The organism is Paenibacillus sp. P3E (assembly GCF_001909045.1).
GTDB lineage: Bacteria > Bacillota > Bacilli > Paenibacillales > Paenibacillaceae > Paenibacillus_AQ > Paenibacillus_AQ helianthi.
Genome location: NZ_LVWH01000197.1, coordinates 18,614 through 38,559, shown reverse-complemented (window position 1 = coordinate 38,559; position 19,946 = coordinate 18,614). Strand labels below are relative to the sequence as shown.

21 protein-coding genes are annotated in these 19,946 nt (G+C 51.2%); 2 read left to right on the top strand and 19 right to left on the bottom strand.

The window, feature by feature from the left end; all coding sequences use genetic code 11:
* Nucleotides 1-358 precede the first annotated feature (358 nt).
* From glpK to A3842_RS23965, 8 genes are all read right to left on the bottom strand, one after another.
* The gene (gene glpK, locus A3842_RS24000) at nucleotides 359-1,852 is read right to left on the bottom strand and encodes a glycerol kinase GlpK (RefSeq protein WP_074102976.1); all 1,494 of its coding nucleotides are present in this window, start codon (nucleotides 1,850-1,852) and stop codon (nucleotides 359-361) included.
* A gap of 127 nt (nucleotides 1,853-1,979) precedes the next feature.
* Entirely contained in the window at nucleotides 1,980-3,419 is a 1,440-nt protein-coding gene (locus A3842_RS23995) for a HAMP domain-containing sensor histidine kinase (protein ID WP_074087586.1), read from the bottom strand.
* Entirely contained in the window at nucleotides 3,420-4,136 is a 717-nt protein-coding gene (locus A3842_RS23990) for a response regulator transcription factor (protein WP_020427515.1), read from the bottom strand.
* A gap of 75 nt (nucleotides 4,137-4,211) precedes the next feature.
* Nucleotides 4,212-5,474: a cytochrome c biogenesis protein CcsA gene (gene ccsA / locus A3842_RS23985; protein ID WP_074102975.1), complete on the bottom strand. Its 1,263-nt coding sequence runs from the start codon at nucleotides 5,472-5,474 to the stop codon at nucleotides 4,212-4,214.
* On the bottom strand, nucleotides 5,471-7,141 hold the full coding sequence (gene resB / locus A3842_RS23980) for a cytochrome c biogenesis protein ResB (protein WP_074102978.1): 1,671 nt from the start codon (nucleotides 7,139-7,141) through the stop codon (nucleotides 5,471-5,473). The genes ccsA and resB overlap by 4 nt, the downstream gene beginning before the upstream one ends.
* A 14-nt stretch (nucleotides 7,142-7,155) precedes the next feature.
* Entirely contained in the window at nucleotides 7,156-7,680 is a 525-nt protein-coding gene (resA, locus tag A3842_RS23975; RefSeq protein WP_074087584.1) for a thiol-disulfide oxidoreductase ResA, read from the bottom strand.
* A 111-nt stretch (nucleotides 7,681-7,791) separates the two neighbouring features.
* Nucleotides 7,792-8,550 (bottom strand): pseudouridine synthase, encoded by a 759-nt coding sequence (locus tag A3842_RS23970; RefSeq protein ID WP_074087583.1) that lies wholly within the window; start codon nucleotides 8,548-8,550, stop codon nucleotides 7,792-7,794.
* A gap of 20 nt (nucleotides 8,551-8,570) precedes the next feature.
* Entirely contained in the window at nucleotides 8,571-8,915 is a 345-nt protein-coding gene (locus A3842_RS23965) for an N-acetylmuramoyl-L-alanine amidase (RefSeq protein WP_074087582.1), read from the bottom strand.
* Between the two features lie 95 nt (nucleotides 8,916-9,010).
* On the opposite strand from A3842_RS23965, the gene A3842_RS32685 reads away from it, so the two are divergent.
* On the top strand, nucleotides 9,011-9,292 hold the full coding sequence (locus tag A3842_RS32685) for a hypothetical protein (RefSeq protein ID WP_074102974.1): 282 nt from the start codon (nucleotides 9,011-9,013) through the stop codon (nucleotides 9,290-9,292).
* 76 nt (nucleotides 9,293-9,368) lie between these two features.
* Here A3842_RS32685 and A3842_RS23955 read toward each other — a convergent pair whose 3' ends face one another.
* The 4 genes from A3842_RS23955 to ytfJ all read right to left on the bottom strand — a co-directional run bounded on the left by A3842_RS23955 (nucleotide 9,369) and on the right by ytfJ (nucleotide 12,575).
* Nucleotides 9,369-9,857: a spore maturation protein gene (locus tag A3842_RS23955; protein WP_074087798.1), complete on the bottom strand. Its 489-nt coding sequence runs from the start codon at nucleotides 9,855-9,857 to the stop codon at nucleotides 9,369-9,371.
* A gap of 52 nt (nucleotides 9,858-9,909) precedes the next feature.
* On the bottom strand, nucleotides 9,910-10,563 hold the full coding sequence (locus tag A3842_RS23950; protein ID WP_074102973.1) for a nucleoside recognition domain-containing protein: 654 nt from the start codon (nucleotides 10,561-10,563) through the stop codon (nucleotides 9,910-9,912).
* A gap of 33 nt (nucleotides 10,564-10,596) precedes the next feature.
* Complete coding sequence (locus tag A3842_RS23945) at nucleotides 10,597-11,805, bottom strand: D-alanyl-D-alanine carboxypeptidase family protein (RefSeq protein WP_178382403.1); 1,209 nt, start codon at nucleotides 11,803-11,805, stop codon at nucleotides 10,597-10,599.
* 254 nt (nucleotides 11,806-12,059) lie between these two features.
* Nucleotides 12,060-12,575, bottom strand: a complete 516-nt coding sequence (gene ytfJ, locus A3842_RS23940; protein ID WP_074087579.1) for a GerW family sporulation protein — start codon at nucleotides 12,573-12,575, stop codon at nucleotides 12,060-12,062.
* Between the two features lie 234 nt (nucleotides 12,576-12,809).
* Between ytfJ and A3842_RS23930 the strand changes: the two genes are divergently transcribed.
* The gene (locus tag A3842_RS23930) at nucleotides 12,810-13,712 is read left to right on the top strand and encodes a hypothetical protein (protein ID WP_074102970.1); all 903 of its coding nucleotides are present in this window, start codon (nucleotides 12,810-12,812) and stop codon (nucleotides 13,710-13,712) included.
* Between the two features lie 57 nt (nucleotides 13,713-13,769).
* Here the strand turns inward: A3842_RS23930 and A3842_RS23925 are convergent, their stop codons facing one another.
* From A3842_RS23925 to ribD, 7 genes are all read right to left on the bottom strand, one after another.
* On the bottom strand, nucleotides 13,770-14,501 hold the full coding sequence (locus tag A3842_RS23925; protein WP_074102969.1) for a DUF2953 domain-containing protein: 732 nt from the start codon (nucleotides 14,499-14,501) through the stop codon (nucleotides 13,770-13,772).
* Between the two features lie 171 nt (nucleotides 14,502-14,672).
* Nucleotides 14,673-15,278 (bottom strand): SMC-Scp complex subunit ScpB, encoded by a 606-nt coding sequence (gene scpB / locus A3842_RS23920; protein ID WP_074087575.1) that lies wholly within the window; start codon nucleotides 15,276-15,278, stop codon nucleotides 14,673-14,675.
* A complete protein-coding gene (locus A3842_RS23915; RefSeq protein WP_074087574.1) occupies nucleotides 15,247-16,038 on the bottom strand; it encodes a segregation and condensation protein A in 792 nt (263 codons plus the stop codon). The genes scpB and A3842_RS23915 overlap by 32 nt, the downstream gene beginning before the upstream one ends.
* A gap of 267 nt (nucleotides 16,039-16,305) precedes the next feature.
* Nucleotides 16,306-16,776 carry a 6,7-dimethyl-8-ribityllumazine synthase gene (ribH, locus tag A3842_RS23910; RefSeq protein WP_074087796.1) on the bottom strand — a complete coding sequence of 157 codons (471 nt, stop codon included), beginning with the start codon at nucleotides 16,774-16,776 and terminating at the stop codon, nucleotides 16,306-16,308.
* 38 nt (nucleotides 16,777-16,814) lie between these two features.
* Entirely contained in the window at nucleotides 16,815-18,068 is a 1,254-nt protein-coding gene (locus A3842_RS23905) for a bifunctional 3,4-dihydroxy-2-butanone-4-phosphate synthase/GTP cyclohydrolase II (RefSeq protein WP_074102968.1), read from the bottom strand.
* 63 nt (nucleotides 18,069-18,131) lie between these two features.
* Nucleotides 18,132-18,800, bottom strand: a complete 669-nt coding sequence (locus A3842_RS23900) for a riboflavin synthase (RefSeq protein WP_074087572.1) — start codon at nucleotides 18,798-18,800, stop codon at nucleotides 18,132-18,134.
* A 23-nt stretch (nucleotides 18,801-18,823) separates the two neighbouring features.
* Nucleotides 18,824-19,924 carry a bifunctional diaminohydroxyphosphoribosylaminopyrimidine deaminase/5-amino-6-(5-phosphoribosylamino)uracil reductase RibD gene (gene ribD / locus A3842_RS23895; RefSeq protein ID WP_074102967.1) on the bottom strand — a complete coding sequence of 367 codons (1,101 nt, stop codon included), beginning with the start codon at nucleotides 19,922-19,924 and terminating at the stop codon, nucleotides 18,824-18,826.
* Nucleotides 19,925-19,946 lie beyond the last annotated feature (22 nt).

The window sequence follows — 19,946 nt, the reverse complement described above, 5'->3', positions numbered from 1 at the left end:
ATGGTTGCTCGACACTTCCATTTTACCAAAGGGCGATTTCTTTTTGTGATTTTTGAAAGAATTGTAGGAACGTTCCCCCGCTTAAACAGCGGAGAGGACGGACTGATTGCGGAAAAGCGGTAGCGGTCGCCTTGCTCTCCGGATTTTTACCGCTACGGGAAATAAATAAAATCTGGAGAGCACAGCGATTGTAGCAACGGTCCGTTCGCGGAGCGTCCGCACCAAGTGCGCAAGTCCATCCAACTCAAAAACAGCGGGGCTGTCTCAAGTAGCCATTTCATGGCTTTTGAGACAGCCCCATTTTGCAATTATTCCATCTATAAGTTTACTGTTCTGCTAGCGATTCATCCCATACCCTTTAACGGTGACCTTCATGCTTCTCCCAGCCCATGGTTCGGGATACAGCATCCTGCCAGGCATGGTAACGAAGCTCACGCTCTGCTGGCTCCATTGTAGGCGAGAATACCTTCTCAGCCTTATTAAAGCTCTCAAGCTGCTCCCGGGTCCAAATCCCTGACGTTAGTCCGGCAAGCAATGCTGCCCCCAGTGCGGTCGTCTCTGCATACATGGTACGTGTAACCTCGCTGCCGAGAATATCCGCTTGAAACTGCATGAGCAGATCGTTGCGCACTGCGCCGCCATCGACCCTCAGTCCCGTGAGCGGCATGCCTGCATCTTTTTCCATCGCACCGATGACATCTCTTGATTGAAAAGCAAGGGATTCCAGGGTAGCCCGCACCAGATGACCTGCTGTAGTTCCGCGTGTCAGGCCAAACACCGCTCCGCGGGCATACATGTCCCAGTAGGGTGCTCCCAGTCCTGTGAAGGCCGGTACTACTACTACACCCTCACTATCTTCCACTTCCCCCGCCTTTCCCTCTGAGTCTGCAGGACCTTCAATCAGCCCCAGGCCTTCATGCAGCCATTGCACTGCCGCTCCGGCTACGAACACACTGCCCTCAAGGGCATAATACAATTCATCTCCCATGCCCCAAGCCACCGTTGTCAACAGTCCATGGCTGGAGGCTACCGCCTCAGTCCCGGTATTCATAAGGATAAAACAGCCGGTGCCGTATGTATTCTTGGCACTTCCGGCTTCAAGACAGGTATGCCCAAACAAGGCGGCCTGCTGATCTCCCAGCACCGAGCGAATTGGAATTTGGGCTCCAAACCATTTACTGCTTGCTGCTCCGAATTCCCCACCGGACATTCTAACTTCGGGTAGAATTGAACGCGGTATCCTAAGCTCGTCAATCAGCTGCTCATCCCATATCCGCTCATGCAGATTGTAGAGCATGGTGCGCGAGGCATTTGTCACATCCGTTGCATGCACAGCTCCTCCTGTGAGCTTCCAGATCAGCCAGGTGTCGATAGTTCCTCCCAGCAGTTCTCCTCGGTCCGCGCGCTCTCGCGCCCCAGGAACATGATCCAGAATCCAGGCCAGCTTGGTTGCTGAGAAGTAGGCATCCACTACAAGACCGGTCCTGGCAGCAATCACATCCGCTAGTCCGCGCCGTTTCAGTTCTTCACACTCCTCGGCCGTACGGCGGTCTTGCCAGACGATGGCCGGGTAGATAGGCTTCCCACTGGCCTTCTCCCAGATCAAAGCGGTTTCCCTCTGGTTGGTAATACCAATTGCAGATATCTCGTCAGCAGGCCTCCCGCTTCCTCTTATGGCCTCTCTGGCTGCCGCCAGTTGTGTCTCCCAGATTTGATTAGGATCATGCTCTACCCATCCCGGCCGGGGAAAAGACTGGCTAATCTCATATTGCCCCTGAGAGATCATCCCTGCTTCATAATCGAACAAGATCGCACGCGAGCTTGTAGTTCCTTGGTCTAATGATAAAATCATCTCTATAGGCCTCCTAAAACTGGCTTCGTAAGCATAGCGGTATGTTCCACGATGAACAAGATTAATGTGGTGGTTTCAACAAAAAGCACCTCTGCGGTCAGAGGCGCTGTCATTCATTGTCTTGGGTTTACTGTTTTTCGACAGGAAGCCGCAGAATGAACTCGGTTCCTTCGCCCAGCCTGCTGGAAGCCGTGATGGTTCCGCGATGCGACTCAACGATATTTTTGACAATAGCGAGTCCAAGCCCGGTTCCCCCGGTTTCTCCCCGCACTCGGGCTTTGTCCGCTTTGTAGAAGCGTTCAAATATAAATGGAAGATCCTCCGGAGGAATACCTACTCCTTCATCGCGGATTGCAATCTCCAGATAACGGCGTCCCTCTAATACAGCAGAGCCCGTTAGAACCCTGATGTGTTTATCCGCAGGTGTATGCCGAAACGCATTGTCCAGCAGATTGGTCAGCACCTGCTCCAGCTTGTCTTCGTCAGCCGCTTTGAGAAGCGGTGTGTCGTTTCCGAAGTTCAGGTCGAGGTGGATTCCCCGCTCCTTGGCCCGAACAGAAAATTTGCGGTACACCCGTTCCAGAAGGGCCTCCATATCTACCGGGACCTTCATCATATCGGTGTGTCCGGCTTCCATGCGTGCAAGATCAAGCAGATCCTTCACCAGCCGGCCCATCCGCAGTGACTCGTCATGAATAACTTGAACCAGCTCACTGCTCTCTTCAGGAGAAGAGGCCATGCCGTCCAGCAAAGCTTCACTGTAGCCCTGCATCATCGATAGAGGAGTACGGATCTCGTGTGAAACATTAGCAACGAAGTCGCGGCGCATCTTCTCAAGCTTCACCTCTTCAGTCACATCACGCAATACAGCCACTACTCCGCGAATGGCGTCGTCCGAGTATAGCGGAGCCATGTGAACTGACCAGACTCCCTGACGTACATGCACCTGAGAGCGTTGGTCCCCACCCTGACTCAGTGTACTGAAGAACAAGGGCCGTAAGGGAGGTGGTACTGCACTGTCAATCACCTCTTGCGGATAGAGCTCGGATTCACTCTCCTGCTCCCAGCTCAGATCACTCCACGTCTCCAGCAGAGCCTGGCCATGCGGGTTGGTCAATATGATCTGCCCCTCGACATCAAAGGTGAGCACTGCATCGCTCATGCTGCGCAGAACACTGGACAGATGTCCCTTCTCATGATTCAGGCTGCGGATATTTTCTTCCAGTTCTTCCGCCATATGATTGAAGGAGGTAGCCAACTGGCCGATTTCGTCACTGGTCACCAGTGTGAGTCTCGTCCCGTATTCGCCCTTGCGAATGTTATTCGCCGCTTCAATGACCTGCTGCATCGGCTGTGTGATCTTGGTGAACAGGAACAAGGCAAAAAACGTCGTTAAGGAAAACCCTATCATACAGACATAAGTGAACAAGCGTTTGATCGCCCCGGAATTGGCGAAGTTGCTGTCGATATAGGGCAGCAGGAACAACCCCAGTGTGATAAGCACGACAGCAACCAGACAGATGATCGTGATCCACAGCTTCCCGACAAGACTTCTCCAGAATTTCACTTATTTGGGCACCTCTAACTTATAGCCTACTCCCCATACCGTGGTAATCATCGCTGCCGATTCCGGTGATACTTTATTGAGCTTCTCACGAAGTCTTTTGACATGTGTATCCACTGTTCGCAAATCCCCGAAGAATTCATAATTCCACACATCCTTCAGCAGCTCTTCGCGCGAGAACACCTTGTCCGGTGAAATAGCCAAATAATGCAGCAGCTCGTACTCTTTCGGAGTCAGGCTTACTTCCTGGCCGCCGGCGGTTACCCGGTGTGCATCATGTTCAATGATAAGATGGGGAAATACGATATTGTTGCTGGAATTGCTTTCTTTGGACAAAAAGGCTGTCGCAGAAGAGCGGCGCATAATCGCTTTTACCCGGTAGATCACTTCACGGGGACTAAAAGGCTTGACGACATAATCGTCCGCACCCATCTCGAAGCCTTGCACCCGGTTGATCTCCTCACCTTTGGCTGTAAGCATCAGAACGGGTGTCGATTTGACCCCTCTGAGCCTCGTCAGCACTTCAATGCCATCGATTCCCGGCAACATCACATCCAGCAGAATCAGGCCGTAGTCATTGGCCGTTGCTTTGCGAAGTGCGATTTCCCCGTCTTCAGCTTCATCAATTTCGTAACCTTCTTTTTCAAGATACATCTTAAGCAGGCGGCGAATGCGCTCCTCGTCATCCACCACCAGTATTCTGTTCAAATGCTCTGCCATTTCACAACAACCCCTTCATCAATTACAGTACAACGTTACTCTCAGGTATTAGTGCCTCTTCGGCAGATTGTTGATTTAGTCTGTTCCGGCGTAGGAATGTAGTCCGGCAATCACCAGATTAACTCCAACCAGGGTAAACATTACGACCAGAAAGCCGAGTACGGCGAGCCATGCGGATTTGCGCCCCTGCCATCCGCGGGCCAGCCGCAGATGCAGGTAGGCGCTGTAGAACAGCCAAGTGACCAGTGCCCAGACTTCTTTGGGGTCCCATCCCCAAAACCGGCCCCAGGCCACTTGTGCCCATATCATTGCAAAAATCAAAGCCCCCAGTGTAAAGATCGGGAAGCCAATGGCAATCGCCCTGTACGTAATTTCATCGAGGTCATTCTCATCAATTCCATCCAGGACAGGATGAATCGCTCGGCCCAGCGGTTTGCGGGCAGCCAGACGCAGAATTCCATATAAAATCGCACCGGAAATCAGCGACCAGAGAACCGTATTGAATTTACGTCCGGCATTGACGCCATTCATCCAGGATGGCGCTTCGAAAAGCGGCTCCTTCATTCCAAGAAACGGCTGGAAGCTCTCAATTTCGCTATGGTAAGGTGCCACGATTGGTGGCATTTTATAACTCACTTTCTCTATTGTACTATCTCCCTGCCCGGGGCTGTCAATCGTAACGTTAGAACGAACGAAAACCGTTTCGTATCCTGCGCCGCGAAATGCAAAAACCGATCCAAGGAACCCAATTATAACAATGATTGAGAACAGAGTAAATTCGACCAGACGCTGCTGCTTGCGGTCACTCTTCTCCTTGCTGGAGAAATTCACGGTACGCAGGAGATACATCAGGCCGGCGGCAAAACCAACGGCAAAGAAAGATTCGCCCAGTGCGGCCAGCGTGACATGGATATTCAGATATATCGATTTAAGTGAAGGGATCAGCGGCTGAACCTCTTGGGGGAATACTGCCGCATAGGCCATGACTATGATGGAGATCGGCACCGCAAAGACTCCAAGAATAATCTTGCGGTATATAGAGAAAATCACGGTAAAAGCTACCATGACCATCATGGATAAAAACGTCATGAATTCGTACATGTTGCTGACCGGAATATGCCCTGAACCGGACCAGCGGGTGAAGAAATAAGCAAGATGACAGACCAGACCCAAGGAGGATACGATAAAGGCGATCTTTCCCCAGCGGGCGGTATGCTCTTCTGGCTTCCTGCCGGACCATTTCCGGCCCATGATCGCAATGGTGTACAACATGAACGACCCGCTGTATAAAAAAAATGCGGCAATAAAGACGTCACTGCTGAAGTCGAGTAAGCTCATGCCAGGCCTCCCCCGTTGTCCAGAGATTTTTCATCCACGGTCAAATCTGCCTTCGCCAGAATCGAAACGATCTCACGGCGGAAGCCGAACCAATTCTTATTCGTATGGCCTCCGAGTACCAGCTCTCCTTGATCGATAGCCAGCCATATCCGTCTATGCTGCCAGTAGAAGCCAAGCACCAATCCAAGCATGACAATCCCCGCCCCGATCCATACAAAAGGCATCGCCCGGTCCACACGTATATTCAAGTAAGCTGTAGACTCCGAGAAATCCACATCGCTCATGCTGCCCACCTCAAGCTCCAGGAACCGCCCGCTGCCGCCAAGCTTGTCATTGATGGCTTCCATCTGGAACTTTTCCTTGTCTACCTGTTTCGGAAAATAGAAATATTGTTGTCCTCCGGCCGGCAGATCCGGGCCCCTAATCAGGAAAAGGAAGGCCGGAGCATTCGGATAGGGAGATTTGGATACCGGTTGACCTTCATCGTTCAAACCGAAATCCATATATTTCTCTTTTAGTTCCAGCGTATAAGGGCCAGCCTGAAATGTCCGCTGCGGATTTTTCATGTCCAGCTTGAACTTGCCATAGACCTTACCACTCTCAGAATTTGTGAGTTCCGGCTGCACCGAGCGCAGCACCGGGGTGAGGTCGTAGTCAAACTGATACGCTTTCAAACCATTGTAGCTGAGCGGTGAATTCACCTGAATATTATGTCTGGCCACCTCCGCCAGCTTCGGCTCCTTCGAGGAATCTGTGCAGTCCGCAGTACATTCATAGAGAATTGCCTTAGTTTCGTAAAGTTTCGGAAGGATTTTGGTCCCGCGGAATTCCTTGGGCATTTCTTCCTCCGTATAGAACTCAACGGTAAACTTCTCGTTCTTGAGATAATAAGTAGTGTCCGGAATCCTCACGGCTTCACCTTGCTGAAAAGCCAGATGCTGATCCATGTTCAGCCCTGGAAGTCCTCTGGCCAATACAGCCAATAAAAAAATAATCAGGCCAATATGTATGACATAAGGCCCCCAGCGGCTAAACCGGTGTTTCTCGGCGAGCAGCGCGCCCCCCTCTGTCCGGACACGGTATCCCTTTTTCTGGAGCGGCTTCACCAGACGTGCGACCCAGGCTTCAGGCTCATCCTGCAGTTCCGTCACAAGCACCACTTTTTGGCGGGTCAGGAACTGCCTATGCTTGCGAATCTTTTGCCGGGTTAACGCCTTGTACAGGGGGAGCACACGGTCCAGGCTGCAAATGACCAGTGAAGCTCCAATAAGCACAAGCAGCGTCACGAACCACCAGGATTCATAGGTGTGCGAAAGGCCGAGTTTATAGTAAATCTCCCCGGCTGTTCCGTACGTTTCTTGATAATAGGTTGATGCATCAATATTGAGAAAAGTGCTCTCCTGGGGAAATACCGTTCCCAGCATGGAGCCTAGCAATGTCAGCACTATCAGGTAAATAGCGATCTTGACCGAAGAGAAAAAATTCCACACCAGGTCGATCACCCCTGGATTCACCCGCTGTGAACGCCGGGCTACACCGTCGTACCGCATTTCCAGATTGTCTGCTGAGAGCTGTTCCTCACCGTCGACCGGCTTGCCACAGGCCTCGCAAAGGACCGTTCCCACCGGATTTTGATGGCCGCATTCACATTTGGTATTAGTAATCAGGGGTCTCTTATCCGTCACGGCTCCACCAGCTTCCTGATCTGGTCGTCAAGCGTGCCGAGATCCAGCTGTCCGATATGAATGCTGTCCACCCTGCCCTTCGCATTAATGAAGAAGGTGGTTGGAAGCGGTGACACGCCATAGCTGCGGACGGCATCGCGGCCGCTATCCATGACCACAGGAAAATTGATATCAACGAGCTTGACAAAATTCTCGACCGTCATCTGATCCTCACCGACATTTACGCCTACAACCACTACGCCCTGATCTTTCCACTTCTCCCACTGTGCCTGCAGTGCAGGCATCTCCTTGACGCAAGGAGCGCACCAGGACCCCCAGAAATTAAGCACCACGGACTTGCCCTTGTATTCGTTCAACGTATGGGTCTGGCCATCAAGCCCGAGCAGTTCAAAAGACGGGGCTTTTCCGCCTTCCTTAGGCTTGCCGTCCCCTCCAAATACCGAGGAACCGATTGCATAACCTCCAAGCAGAAGTATTACGAACAGAATAATGATTTGAACCGGCTTTCTCGCTTTGCCCACACGCCAGGCCCCCTTCTGTGACGCAACTCATTACTTTAGTTGTTAGGTGTGAACATCCTATGAACATTATAACGAATATTGTCACAGTTTTAGGAGGGGGAATTGTGAACTTTATGTGTCTTTGCGGGTTGGGTTAGCTTTCAGCATCCCTGCTTTGGCAATTTGCTGGAGATGATTGATTTCATCCTTGGTCAAATGGCGGTATGAGCCTCGTTTGAGATTCTGCAGCAGGATATCCCCGAAGGAGATCCGTTTCAGACGGATGACGGGATGCGAAATCGCTTCGAACATGCGCCGTACCTGCCGGTTGCGGCCTTCATGGATCGTAATGCTGATGACTGTTTCTTTGTTTACTTCATCAATATCCTTGTATTCAACTTCTGCCGGTGCGGTCATACCGTCTTCCAGCTTGATGCCGGCTTTCAGCTTGTCCAGCGCGGTTCCATGCGGAACCCCCTTGACCGTGGCAAGATACGTTTTGGGCACATGGTGCTTCGGATGCGTGAGCAGGTTAGCAAACTCACCGTCATTCGTCAGCAGCAGCAGCCCTTCCGTATCATAGTCCAGACGGCCTACAGGGTATACGCGTTCTTTGATGCCTTTCAGGTAATCCGTTACCACCTTGCGGCCCTTATCGTCGGATGCGCTTGTAATTACACCCTTAGGCTTATTGAACATAATGTAGATTTTGTTCTCGCCCCGGATTAGTCTACCGGCGACCTTGATTATATCTGTTGCGGGGTCCACCTTCGTGCCAAGCGTAGTTACGAGTTCCCCGTTGACTTCCACTTTACCGGCCAAAATCATTTCTTCACACTTGCGTCTCGACGCTACACCTGCCTGCGCCAATATTTTCTGTAATCTTTCCATTTTCGACTATTCACCTCAGGTTAATGATAACCATCAGCGGGATAAATCACAAGTTCATTCCATGGAAAAAAAGCTCCTGGACAGGTTTTTGTGTGGGTTTCCACCACAAGCGGGTCCATTTGATAACGCGAAGCCAATTCCAATATGAGTTTGCTGGCTGCAAACAGCTGAACCCCGCGCTCAGACACAGGCGGCAATGTATCTTCTTCCCCGAAGTTACCTTCCAGGCAAACATGAACATATTCCGGGTCCGTCAACAGCGGTGCTGCATAAATCGAACCATCTGCGCCTACCCAGAAGTCAAAGCCCTTGCCATTAATGGACGGACAGCGGGAATGATGCAGAATAAAACCTTTATACTCCATCGTCTATCAGACTCCCTCCGTATTGCTGCAATAGCATATGATGTTGGGGGAAGCGGGGTGAGGGGCTGTTTAAAATTCTTTGGGCGGGGGGAGCGTTGACTTGGTGTAACTCCGAGGAACGTTTGGACTTCCGGCCGCTGTTGTCTGCTGATTTTTTTGAATACGCTATCAGCGGTAGAAATCTGCAGACAAAGGCGGTCGCTGACGCTCCTACAGTTCCAAACTTCCTCTCCGTCACTCCGTCAACGCGGGTAGACACCTTTAAAGAAAACAACCCTCACCGGCTCAAGGGGGAGGGTAAAGGGCTTCAAGCGGCCTTGCAGGTGCTTGAGGAGCTTGTGGGGCCAGCAATGCCGCATTGCTGCAAGGCTTGCTAGGTTTGCTAGGCTGGGACACTAAAACTTTGTACTGCTTATAAAGCAGGTTACTACCTTAACGGACCAGCAAAAGACATTATCCAAACACCAGGAGACACACTGCAATGGCGGCAATGAAACCGACGATGTCGGAAAAGAGGCCGACCCTAAGGGCGTAACGCCCGTTGCGGATGCCTACGGCACCGAAGTAGACGGTTAGCACATACAGGGTGGTATCGGTGCTCCCCTGGATCGTGGAGGCGATCATACCGATCAGAGAGTCGGGCCCATGGACGCTAATCAGATCTGTGGTGTAAGCCAGCGAGCCGGTACCTGTAAGCGGACGCAGCAAGCCGAGCGGCAATACTTCCGGTGGCACCCCTATCCCTTTAAGGGCGGGTGAGATGAAACTCATGAGAAAGTCTAGTGCACCTGATGCACGAAAAACACTAATAGCGACAAGCATGCCTACAAGATGAGGAATAATTGCAATAGCGGTGCCGAAGCCATCCTTCGCCCCTTCGACAAAGGACTCGTAGACCGGGACCTTGCGTGTAAATGCGTATAATGGAATAAAGGTAATCATGACCGGAATCGCCCAGGCCGAGATCAGGCTGATTAGCTGAAACAAGGCAGTCTCACCCTTTCACGGAGGAATGCGGCAACGCAGAATGTACAGGACGCACGGCAGGCGGCGGCCCTGGCGGCTTGCGGAGCAGAGCCATGCGGCGGCACAGCCTATCTGCCGCAACAGCAGCCAGCGTCGCTACCGCTGTTGCGGCAAGCGTCGTGCCGACAATAGCCGCCGGGTCTGCCGATCCATAGTTCAGCCGGATGGCAATCAGCGTCGCCGGGATCAGGGTAATGCTGGCCGTGTTCAATGCGAGCAGGGTACACATCGCCGGAGTCGCGGTCTCCTTGTCCGGATTCAGGGTCTGCAGTTCCTGCATCGCCTTGATACCCATAGGCGTGGCCGCATTGCCAAGGCCAAGCAGGTTAGCGCTCATGTTGGAAAGGATGTAGCCGATGGCAGGATGGCCCTTCGGCACATCGGGGAACAGAAAAGAAACAATCGGCCCAAGTACTCTGGCAATTTTTTTTAGCAGGCCTGCATCTTCAGCAACCCGCATAATCCCCATCCAGAACACCAGGACACTGATTAGGCCAAAGCTGACGGTGACCCCGTTCTTGGCACCATCAAAAACAGCGCCTGTAAATGCGTCCATGCGGCCGTTCACGGCCGCGAATACAAAGCCGATGAGGATCATGCCCAGCCAGATCCCGTTAATCATATGAATCCCTCCCCATACTGTACTGTCTTCAGGTCATTTCCTTGTGTCACCCATTTGAAGAAGCGCCCGAAGTGCACTTCCGAATGCCTGCAGCCAATGGTTCACCGGATAGGCACCTGCGCCTGCCGATTCGTATTTTTTCTCATAAGCGGATTGCTCCGGCGGCAGCTGATCCGGCGGATAGACCGGAACTCGGCCTATCTCCTTCCCGCCGAGCTGCAGCACCAGGATTCCTTTGAGTCCAAAGTTAGCACTGCCGCGCGTCCCTTGCTGATCAGCTGCCTTTGATGCTGGATGAAGTACAAGCTTGGTTACAAGCCGCGCTTCCTCACCCTGACCAAGCGGATACGAAAATGTCCGGCCTGTCACAAAACCATAGCCGCTGATTCCTTCACCACGTTCGATAAGTCTCTTGAGCGGATAGTGATTGAACCCGAAATCCAACAGCGCCGCATGATCATTCCAGTCATCCCCGTCATTCAGCGTGACAGCAACAAGCTGCTGGCCCCCTCGGGTAGCGGAGCTGACAAGGCAGCGCAGCGCCTTCTTGGTATATCCTGTTTTCACTCCGTCTGCCCCCTCATACAAGCGCAGCATTTTATTTTTGTTAAGCCATTTGTAGTCCCATTTCTCATATGGATTGTCAGCTGTTTTCTCCCGGGTTTTGACAACCTTCTTGAATACTGGGTTATGCATGGCGTAGGCTGTGAGCACAGCCAGATCATTGGCGCTGGAATAGTGCCCTTCTGCGTCCAGCCCATGCGGATTGGCAAAATGGGTATTTTGAAGCCCCAGCTCCTCTGCCTTGGCATTCATCAGATAGACGAACCCCTCTTCTGTTCCTCCGACATGCTCCGCAATGGCCGTAGCCGCATCATTTCCTGAGCGCAGCATCAGCCCGTACAGCATATCCTCCAGGGTCATTTCTTCTCCTTGTTTCAAATACAGGGATGAGCCTTCTTTGGCAAAAGCATTTTTGCCGACCTTGACCTTGGAATGCAAATCACCGTTCTCTATGGCCACAAGCGCAGTCATGATCTTGGTCAGGCTGGCAATCAGCATGGGCTCGTCCCCTCGGCTGCTGTACAGAATCCTGCCGGATTCCACATCAATCAGCGCTGCAGCCCTGGCATGGGTGGAGATGGAGCTATTCTCGGCCCTGACGACAGGCTGTGAAGCTGTACCCAGCAGCAGTACGCATAATATAAGGATCAGCGGCAATTTAAATTTTGGTGTATTCATGTTCATCCTCCGGCTTCTTATCAGTTCGCTTGTGTTGTACAAGTGTATGCGGGTCTATGGACGGGTATGTCCTTCTTTATCACAAGCTGAAACGGATACCTTCCTTGATTAAGGACGGTATCCGTTTCAGTGGGAAATAGAAGGATAATTTATAGCGTGAACCACAGAAATTCTTACATTTTCACAAAAAGGGACATCGCCGTTTAAGCGATATCCCCCACGACTGCTATTCCATTTGAAACGAACCTAAACAACTAATGCGTGGACGAATCCGAAACGACCGTCTCGTGCTTGATCACTTCTTTTTTGACCACAGGGGTTGGTACCACTTCTGCACCTACAGGAGTACCATTTTGCGAGCCATTTTGTGAATTATTTTGGAACATAGTTTGAATTTTGTCAATAAGCCCTGGGGTGGCATCGATAATTTTCTCAAACAAATGGGTTTGATTATCCAGTGGCACAATGTGCACACCTTCCTTACCAACTACAAGAAAAGCGATCGGACGAATGGATACCCCGCCGCCGCTACCGCCTCCGAACGGAAGCATTTTAACGCCGGACCCCGTGCCATTAACACTCGGTGCATCATCTTCCACACGGAAATCACTGCCGCCTGCAGCAAAGCCGAAGGCAACTTTACTGATAGGCAGAATCACACTGCCATCAGGGGTTTCTACCGGATCGCCAACAATCGTATTGACATCCACCATGCCTTTAATATTTTCCATAGCGGTCTGCATGAGACCTTGAATCGGGTGATCTGACATCTAAGTACTCCTCCTCTGCGGTCTGAAAAGATAAGGGAAATGCCTACTCTTGTTACAGTTTGCTCATATATCGAGCATGATATGTACAATGGGTGATAATAATAATTCAACGCCTATAATAAAGCTTTTGGTGATCTTCCCAGATCTAGCCTTCGCCAATTCGCCTCACATAAAAACCGCCGGGGAGGCCAAAATGATGGCTAAGCAGAAAAATCTGTATGTGGAGGCTGAGAAATGATTTTTGCAAAGATCTGGCAGGCAGATATGGAGAGCAGCGGAGTGATCCCTTTAGTCAAGGGCTTAAGCGACGAGCAAAAGGATATACACAATGGATATGTGGTCGTAGATATGAATCCCTTGTCCGGGCAATATTCTCAAGAGGGAGATGACAGCAATGAAATTAAGGTTTTCAAGGAGGTCGTCATTCCAGATGGCAAACGGCTGTCCTACGATCTGTTCATGCAGCTTCATAATTATTATGATCAGAGCTTCAAACAGAGTGATCCGGCCTCTCCTAAAAATATCAAGGAAATCAATGAGTTTCTAGAATATGCTGCCATTACGGCACCTATGCGCCTCGCCCGCAAGTATGCTGAGGATTACCATCATATCCGGGCAGGCTGTTCCAAGGAAGAATGGATAGATACACTCCGCTCGATCTGGTTCAGAGCAAGTAAAGGGGACAGCCCCTCCTATTTTGAACAAGTATTTATCGGAGAACAGGGTGGTAACCGCCGGACATTCGGCGAACATCATTTTTGGTACCATTATTGTGTCAATAACGGTCCTGTTGAGTCCATACGGAATGAGAACTCTAATGTCCTTATTAAGCATATTGATGTTGGCCGGTCCGAAAAAAGTAATCTGGCAGAAGTCATTACGTTAACCTATACTTATGAAGAAATAAGGAGTAACGGCAGCAAAAAGAACCAGGTCAGGGATCTTGGCGGATTTTTTGTAGGCACCAGCGCAGAAGGCCTGATGGCCCTGGGGACAGTGGCCTATCTGGATGGCCGTGCGCAAATCCCCATGGAGCTCAACGGAGAAGCTTTTGACTTAATGATGTACAGAACGGAAGATACTGCTAAAAATCCGCTGAGCTTTTCCCCCAGGTTCAAAACCCCGGTGCATGTATAAGTCACTAAAAGACAATAAAAAAAGGCAGGACGCGGTATATACTGCGTCTCTGTCTTTTTAGCTTTCACTATTCTCATGCTTCCTCACGGGGAGTTGGGGCTTGCGGCTTAACAGTTCCTTCCAGCGCCGCAATCCGCCTTCTACTTTAGAAATTCGCCGCAAGAGTACAAGCCCTGCAAATAAAGTGTAGCCCATGGGTAGCTTCCCTACGATTACTGCTTCTGTGGAGAAGCACAGCTCATCCCGGAAAACCGGCGCAACAAACAGCTTCGGGGCTTTTTTCAGCCGAACCAGACTGGATATCCAACCTGCAAGCGTCCACTTTATCCCCCAGAATGCTCCCGCTGCCGTTGCAGTACCTGCCGCATCCCCCAGTGAGAAATCTGTGGACCAGTCAAACTTTGTAATCTGGAGATGGGATAACGTACTTGCGAGCCATTTTTTCAGACCATAGGTTGCCTTCAGTGCTTTGCGGATTTTCCGCAGCCATTCCGTAACCAGTTCCTTGTCGATTTGCTCTTCTTCATCTTTATCTGTGCGGACAGGTGTGATGCCGCTTTCTTCCAGCTTCACTTTGATACCTTCTTCCATTCCCTGAAACACTAGCGCAGGCAATTCATAGTGAAATTTGACCAAGCCAAAGACGGCTTTGATATCCAGCTCGATCCGGTCATCTGACCCCAGCCTGCACAGCCGGAAATGAAAATGTATGTATGAAGTCAGTATTACCAGCAGCAGTACAATCACAATCAGCAACAATGTCAGGGGTATCGCCAGCCATAACGTCACGAAAGTAACCTCCATGCAATTCTATAATTAGGGGCCTTTGGTTTAGTATGGCTATTCACCTGGAAAACATTCTATATTCTCACAAAAAAGCCCCATACCCTCCATCATGCTGCAATCCTGCATCATAACGGGGGTATGGGGCTATGCTTATTCATATACAAGTACGTTACTTTATGCCTGTTCTGTATCCTCAAAACTCATCTGGCTGTCCAGCTTGCTGAACAGGAGCTGTGTCTCCTCTTCCAGATCGTCAGAGGTACCATCGAAACTTGAAGGCTCCGGTAGCTCCTTCAGGTCCGCCAGCCCAAAGCTTTCGAGGAACGATTTCGTTGTTCCGTAGAGGATGGGACGGCCTACTGCTTCTGCACGTCCCACCTCATGGATCAAATCCTTGTTGTTCAGCGTATGAATTGCCCGTTCCGACTTTACACCACGGATCTCTTCAATCTCTACCCGGGTAATCGGCTGACGGTAGGCGACGATAGCCAGCGTCTCAAGCGCTGCCTGAGACAGCGATGAACGTGAGGGCGAATAGGCGAGCCGCTCAAAATACGGCGCATGGTCCGGCAGGGTTGCCAGCCGGTAGTTTCCGGCAATCTGAACCACCTGCAGACCACGTTCCTGTGAGACATAATCCTCTTTCAGTTCCTCCAGCGCTTTGCCGGCAATATCCGGCCGCTGCTCGGTGATCTCAGCGATCTGACGGACGGACAGCCCCTCATCGCCGGACAAGAACAGCAGGCCTTCAATAATCGATTTCAGCGTTTTGTATTCCACTAAGTGCTTCTCCTCCTCTCCACTCCATGATGATGTCATCAAATAATTTCTCCTGATAGCATAATATCGCCTTCATCTTCATCAGCTCCAGGATTGCGAGAAAGGTAACCACGATTTCATGCCTTGCCATCTCATCATCCAGCAGGGCAGAGAAACGCATTCTGCCGCCTGTTCCTTTGCGCTGGAGAGCTTCCGACACATCCCGTATTCTGTCCTTCACCGAAATTTCGTCCCGGGTAATACGCTGATAAGAGGATCTTCTGGCAGCCTTGCTAAGCGCTTTACGAAATGCGGCGATCAGATCGGCGGTATGCAGTCCCTTGAGCGTATTGTCAATTTGGGCCGGAACAAAGGGACCCAGATCCTCCGGCTCCTTGGTGAAAATCAGGCTTCGTTCACTCTCCATATCCAGCAGCTGTACGGCAATGCTCTTGAACTTACGGTATTCAATCAGCCGCTGAACAAGCTCTGCCCGCGGGTCGTAGCCGTCATCCTCGTAATATTCGAAATCCTCGATTTCGATCACCGGCGGCTTCGGCAGCAGCAATTTGCTCTTGATCGACAAGAGTGTTGCGGCCATTACCAAAAATTCGCTGGTAATATCCAGTTCAAGCTCCTGCATGCTCCGCAGGTATTCCATGTACTGCTCGGTGATCTCGCTGACCGGAATGTCCTGGATGTCGATTTCCGCCTTGTCAATTAAATGCAAGAGCAGATCGAGCGGACCTTCGAACGTCTCCAGCTTATACAGTACAGTCACGCGGTTTCCTCCCGCCAAAAAAAGTAAAGTGCAGCGCCGCCCGGGCGCTACACAAGTAGAAAGTTCTTATAGTTCATGCTTTCTTCTTATACATATAAATAAGCACGATTTCTGCCGATTCGTCAAGAGGCTCCCTTACTCAAGTAGAAACGGCTTCGCCGTCCTAATAAGGGAGCCAATGCTTCAGAAGCAGCCAAAAATAATACTTTCAGGTGCCGTATCCGCGAGAAATAGAAGAATAATTTATTGCATAAAGCATATCAATTCTTATTTTTTAAAGAGTTTGTTCAGGTTCGCCATTTCAATAGCAGCAGTCGCAGCATCCCAGCCTTTGTTACCGGCTTTGGTTCCGGAGCGCTCAATGGCCTGCTCGATGTTCTCGGTTGTAACCACCCCGAAAATAGTCGGGATGCCGGTCTTGAGATTGATTGCCGCTACACCTTTAGCAACCTCGTTGCACACATAATCATAATGTGTCGTAGATCCCCGGATGACGGTGCCAAGCGTAATTACCGCATCATATTTGCCGCTTTCGGCCATTTTTTGGGCAATCAAAGGAATTTCAAACACTCCCGGAACCCAGGCTACATCCACTTCATCATCAGCTACACCATGACGCTTAAAAGCATCGAGTGCACCGGACAGCAGCTTGCTTGTAATGAACTCGTTAAAACGCCCTACAACTACCCCGTATTTCAGTCCTTCGGATACTAAATGTCCTTCTAAATAATTCGGCATTGTATTCATCTACCCTTCATTAGTAAGTGTTATGGTGGTTACAGCTTGGAATCCTCATTTTGCTCAATGTTGTCAAAAGTCAGCAGGTGGCCGAGCTTGGCCTGCTTGGTATGGAGATAATTCGTGTTGTCCTTATTCTCTGGCATTTGAATCGGCACACGTTCCACAACCTCAAGACCGTAACCTTCCAGTCCCTTAATCTTGCGCGGATTATTGGTAAGCAGCCTGATCTGGCTCACTCCCAGATCCTTCAGAATCTGCGCTCCAATTCCGTAATCACGCAGATCCGCAGGAAAGCCCAGCTTGAGGTTGGCGTCTACGGTATCCAGACCTTCCTCTTGAAGCTTGTAGGCGCGGAGCTTGTTGATCAGACCAATACCCCGGCCCTCCTGGCGCATGTAGAGCAGAACACCGCGGCCTGCCGCTTCAATCTGACGCAGCGCTGCTTCGAACTGTGGACCACAGTCGCAGCGGTGGGAGTGGAATACATCGCCGGTTAAGCATTCGGAGTGCACACGTACCAGGACCGGCTCCTCACCGGAAATATCCCCTTTGACCAAAGCGACATGCTCTTTGTCATCAACTTCATTCGTGTAAGCGATTGTCTGGAATACGCCGAAGTCGGTCGGCAGATTTACCGACACCTCACGGTTGACCAGGTGCTCCTTCTCATTGCGGTAATGAATTAGGTCCTTAATACTGATCAGCTTGAGATCATGCTTGCGCGCAATCTCCACCAGATCCGGCAGACGGGCCATTGTCCCGTCTTCCTTAACGACTTCACAGATCACGCTCGCCGGATAAGCGCCGCACATGCGCGCCAGATCCACAGCAGCTTCCGTATGGCCGGACCGCCGCAGGACACCGCCCTTCTTCGCAATCAGCGGGAACATATGGCCCGGTCTGCGAAAATCGGAAGGCTTGGCATTCGGGTCCATCAGGGCCTGAATGGTCTTTGATCTTTCTGCGGCAGAGATGCCTGTAGTCGTATCCTTATGATCGACGGAGACGGTAAAGGCGGTACCATGGTTGTCGGTGTTATTCGCCACCATAGGCTGGAGATCCAGCTCCTTCGCCCGTTCTGCCGTAATCGGCACGCAGACCAGTCCGCGTCCCTCGGTAATCATGAAGTTGATCACTTCCGGTGTGGAGCGTTCGGCTAGCGCGATGAAGTCCCCTTCATTCTCACGGTCTTCATCATCAACCACGATGATGACCTTGCCACGCATCAGATCATAAATCGCGTCCTCAATCGGGTCCAGAACACTGTCGTTTTTTGCTTGCTGGCTCATCTTTCTGTCCTCCTGACAGCTTTACGTTAACCCTTGCGGGCTAGACGTAAGCCTGATCATAATTTATACAAACCCGTTCGCCGCAAGAAAGTCGTGGCTGATCCGGGAGCTGTTCTCTTCTTCCGCATTCCCTGAACGTGAACCATAATTCAACAGGTGGTCCACATATTTACCGAGCACATCGCATTCGATATTGACCCGGTCCCCGTTTCGCTTGTGAGACAGGACCGTTTCACCGAGTGTATGGGGAATGATTGAAACTGTAAACGTAGAGGCGGAGGTGTCAACCACGGTCAAACTGATGCCATCGATCGTAATGGAACCTTTGGGAATGATGAACTTGAAAAGCGATTTACGCTCCGGCGCTATTTCGAAGACCACCGCATTCTGATCCCGCTTGACCGAACGAATCTCACCGGTTCCATCCACATGTCCTTGAACAATATGTCCCCCGAAACGGCCACCTGCAGCCATGGCACGCTCCAGATTCATCTTGCTTCCGCTGCGCAGCTCCTTGAGTGTGCTGTTGCGGTAGGTCTGGGGCATAACATCTACGGTAAAAGAATGATCTCCGAGCGATGTCGCCGTCAGGCAAACACCATTGACGGACACACTGTCGCCGATCTTCAAATCATCCATAATGAGGGAAGCGCCGATATTCAGCACCATCATTTCGCCGCCGCTGGTAACCCCGCGCAGGACACCGACCTCCTCAATCAAGCCTGTGAACATGTGATCCCCTCCTGAAATTTGCTTTAACGGATAGGCGTCCCGCTGATACACACATTATCCCCGAGCAGTTCGACTTCCAATCCTACGAGTGTGATCGCGCTCTTCATCAGCTCTACACCGGCAAAGTCGAAGGTTCCAGGTGCAGCTGCACCTCCACCGACAATCTTCGGAGCGAAGAATAGAATCACGCGGTCCACCAGCCCGCTCTCCAGCATAGCGCCATTGAGCGTTCCACCACCCTCCAGCAGGATTGAACCTATCTCTAGTTCACCTAAAGCGCGCATCGCCGCCTTCAGATCCACACGCGGTCCGGTGCCGCTGACAACGATCTGCACACCAGCGCCGAGCAATGCCGCCCGCTTTACCGGATCCGCTGATTCTGTAGTAACGACAATAGTAGGTGCCTCGCCATCACTTACGACAGCGGAATCAAGCGGAATCCTCAGCATAGAGTCAATCACGATGCGAACCGGATTCAGTCCTGGTACATCCATTCTGGTCGTTAAGGAAGGGTTATCGGCAATCACCGTGTTCACACCGACCATGATTCCCTGATGACGGTGCCGGAGCGTATGTACGATCTCCCGTGCCTGTCCATTGGATATCCATTTGCTGTCCCCTGTCCGGGTCGCCAGCTTCCCGTCGAGCGTGCTGGCGCTTTTCAGGGTGACAAAAGGCTGCTTCGTCAAAATATACTTGATGAATTTCTCATTTAGACGTTGTGCACGGCTGCTAAGGAGGCCCACTTCAACCTCAATCCCCTGCTCACGAAGCATCGCAATGCCTCTTCCAGCAACCTGAGGATTAGGGTCCTCACAAGCCACAACCACACGGGCTACACCTTCATCAATCAGTCTTTGGCTGCAAGGCGGGGTCTTACCGAAGTGGCTGCAGGGCTCAAGGGTTACATAGGCTGTACTGCCTTGAGCCTTCCCTGCCGCCATATTCAGTGCATGCACTTCAGCATGGCCTGTTCCGCGCTGTAAATGGGTGCCCAGCCCGATCATGGCACCGTCTTTCACAACAACACAGCCGACTACCGGATTAATTCCCGTCTGCCCTTGCGCTCTTTCCGCCATATCCAGGGCCAGTGACATATAAAACTCATCGTTCATTGTATCCATGTCATGCCTCCGATCCTAGCTG

Coding starts and splice junctions, on each gene's coding strand:
- glpK (WP_074102976.1), bottom strand. CDS start 1,852: ATGATTTTATCATTAGACCAAGGAACTACAAGCTCGCGTGCGATCTTG.
- A3842_RS23990 (WP_020427515.1), bottom strand. CDS start 4,136: ATGGCAGAGCATTTGAACAGAATACTGGTGGTGGATGACGAGGAGCGC.
- ccsA (WP_074102975.1), bottom strand. CDS start 5,474: ATGAGCTTACTCGACTTCAGCAGTGACGTCTTTATTGCCGCATTTTTT.
- A3842_RS23970 (WP_074087583.1), bottom strand. CDS start 8,550: ATGGAAAGATTACAGAAAATATTGGCGCAGGCAGGTGTAGCGTCGAGA.
- A3842_RS23965 (WP_074087582.1), bottom strand. CDS start 8,915: ATGGAGTATAAAGGTTTTATTCTGCATCATTCCCGCTGTCCGTCCATT.
- A3842_RS23955 (WP_074087798.1), bottom strand. CDS start 9,857: ATGATTACCTTTATTCCATTATACGCATTTACACGCAAGGTCCCGGTC.
- A3842_RS23950 (WP_074102973.1), bottom strand. CDS start 10,563: ATGATTAACGGGATCTGGCTGGGCATGATCCTCATCGGCTTTGTATTC.
- A3842_RS23945 (WP_178382403.1), bottom strand. CDS start 11,805: ATGAATACACCAAAATTTAAATTGCCGCTGATCCTTATATTATGCGTA.
- ytfJ (WP_074087579.1), bottom strand. CDS start 12,575: ATGTCAGATCACCCGATTCAAGGTCTCATGCAGACCGCTATGGAAAAT.
- A3842_RS23930 (WP_074102970.1), top strand. CDS start 12,810: ATGATTTTTGCAAAGATCTGGCAGGCAGATATGGAGAGCAGCGGAGTG.
- ribH (WP_074087796.1), bottom strand. CDS start 16,776: ATGCCGAATTATTTAGAAGGACATTTAGTATCCGAAGGACTGAAATAC.
- A3842_RS23905 (WP_074102968.1), bottom strand. CDS start 18,068: ATGAGCCAGCAAGCAAAAAACGACAGTGTTCTGGACCCGATTGAGGAC.
- A3842_RS23900 (WP_074087572.1), bottom strand. CDS start 18,800: ATGTTCACAGGCTTGATTGAGGAGGTCGGTGTCCTGCGCGGGGTTACC.
- ribD (WP_074102967.1), bottom strand. CDS start 19,924: ATGGATACAATGAACGATGAGTTTTATATGTCACTGGCCCTGGATATG.